Origin of the sequence: Dongia sp. (genome assembly GCF_041906375.1) — a bacterium.
In the GTDB taxonomy this organism is placed as follows: Bacteria; Pseudomonadota; Alphaproteobacteria; order Dongiales; family Dongiaceae; genus Dongia.
Genome location: NZ_JAYRJJ010000016.1, coordinates 10,892 through 13,028, shown reverse-complemented (window position 1 = coordinate 13,028; position 2,137 = coordinate 10,892). Strand labels below are relative to the sequence as shown.

At 64.5% G+C, this 2,137-nt stretch carries 1 protein-coding gene and 1 pseudogene; both read left to right on the top strand.

What is annotated here, in order from left to right; genetic code table 11:
• Positions 1-1,131 (top strand): glycosyltransferase family 2 protein (locus ACE3OA_RS21115; protein WP_374314549.1); only part of this gene is annotated, 1,131 nt, incomplete at its 5' end.
• A gap of 7 nt (positions 1,132-1,138) precedes the next feature.
• A pseudogene (locus tag ACE3OA_RS21110) lies at positions 1,139-2,137 on the top strand (glycoside hydrolase); the annotation flags it as partial.

Below are 2,137 nucleotides of genomic sequence, written 5' to 3'. Positions count from 1 at the left end.
GCCACCATCGACAGCGATTATATCGTGCGCGCGAGCTGGCTTTCCGATCTTGTGCCGCATTTCACCAATCCGCAGGTGGCGCTGGTGCAGGCGCCGCAGGATTACCGCGACGGGCATGAAGACCTCTTCAAACGCATGTGCTTCTGGGAATATGCCGGTTTCTTCTATCTGGGCATGAAGAGCCGCGACGAGAAGAACGCCATCATCCAGCACGGCACCATGGCGCTCATTCGCCGCTCGGCGCTGACACAAGCCGGCGGCTGGGCCGAATGGTGCATCACCGAGGATGCCGAACTGGGCTTGCGCCTGTTCGAGGCCGGGCACAAGGCGGTCTATACTGAGAAGAGCTATGGCCGCGGCCTGATGCCCGACAGTTTCGACGCGTTCCGGAAACAGCGCTATCGCTGGGCTTATGGGGCCATGCAGATCCTGAAAAGCCATTGGCGCGATCTGATGCCCTTCATGGGCAAGCGCCTGGAGCCTGCGCAGCGCTATCAGTTCCTGGCCGGCTGGCTGCCCTGGATCGCGGACGGTCTGCAGATCAGCTTCATCGCGCTGGCCATCGCCTGGACGGTCGGCATGATCCTGTGGCCGCAATACATAGCACCGCCGCTCACCGTCTATCTCTTCGTCACCATCGGCATGTTCCTCTTCAAGGTCGGCAAGTCGTTCTGGCTCTATGCGCAGAAGGTGCCGTGCAGCGTCTGGGACAATATCGGCGCCAGCCTTGCCGGCCTCGCCTTGTCCTATTCCGTCGGCAAGGCGGTGTGGCGCGGCATCTTCACCTCGAACCTGCCCTTCCACCGCACGCCGAAGATGGAGAATGCCCCGGCAGCCCTGCGCGGCCTGGTCTCGGCGCGCGAAGAGACCGCGATCTTCCTCATCCTGGTCGGTTGCGGCATCTGGACGCTTGAAGCGCGCAGCCAGGAGCCCGCGGCCGTCCTGTGGGCGGTCCTCCTCTTCGTGCAGTCGCTGCCCTTCTTCTCGGCCCTGGTGCTCTCCATGATCAATGCCCTGCGCCTTGGCCAGCATCGGGGTGGCGTTGAACCCTCGCTGACTGCGGCCCTGGCAGTGGCGAGCGGCAAGGAGCTCGGCGCCGAGACGAATCCTGAGACCAAGCAGGCCGCTTGACGAGGACATGATGCTGAGGCTGTGGGGATTGCCGCTGCTGCTGGCGGGCCTGGCTGCAATCGGCTTCTGGGCCCTGCTCGGCCGGCCGGTCGATCTGCCGCCGGCGCCGGAACCCAAGCTGCATTGCGTGAGCTATACGCCCTTCCGCGGCGACCAGACGCCCTATGACCGCAGTCTTGTGATCCCGCCGGCTCAGATCGCCGAGGATCTCGACCAGTTGCAGCCGATCACCGATTGCGTGCGCATCTACGCCACCGACCAGGGACTTGACCAGGTGGTGCCCTTGGCCGAAGCGCGCGGCATGCAGGTGCTGCTCGGCATCTGGATCGGCGCCGAGCCCGCCCTCTACGAGCCGCAGATCGCGCGCGCGGTCGAATTGGCCAAGGCGCATCCACGCGCCATCAAGGCCATCATCGTCGGCAATGAAGTGCTGCTGCGGGGCGAACAGAGCGGCGAGACATTGGCTGCCCTCGTCACCCGGGTGAAGCAGGCGACGGGCCTCCCCGTCACTTATGCCGATGTCTGGGGTTTCTGGCAGAAAGCGCCGCAGGTGCTGGTCGATGCCGTCGACTACCTCACCATCCATGTCCTGCCTTATTGGGAGGACGATCCGGCGCCCTCGACCATGGCCATTCCGCATCTCGAATATGTGCTTGGCGAAATGCAGCGCCAGTTTCCCGGCCGCAAGCTGATGATCGGCGAAACCGGCTGGCCCTCGGCCGGGCGCGCCCGCGAAGATGCCATTCCCAGCGTCGTCGACCAGGCGCGGTATTTGCGCGACTTCCTGGTCTACGCCAAGGCGCATGAGCTCGATTACAATTTTATCGAGGCCTTCGACCAGCCCTGGAAGCGGATGCAGGAAGGGGCGGTCGGCGGCTATTGGGGCCTGTTCGACGGCGCGCGCAAGGCAAAGTTCGACTGGTTCAAGCCGGTCAGCAATCACCCCGACTGGCCCACTCTGGCCGCCATCGGCATCCTGCTCGGCCTCGGTGCGCTGCGGCTGGCG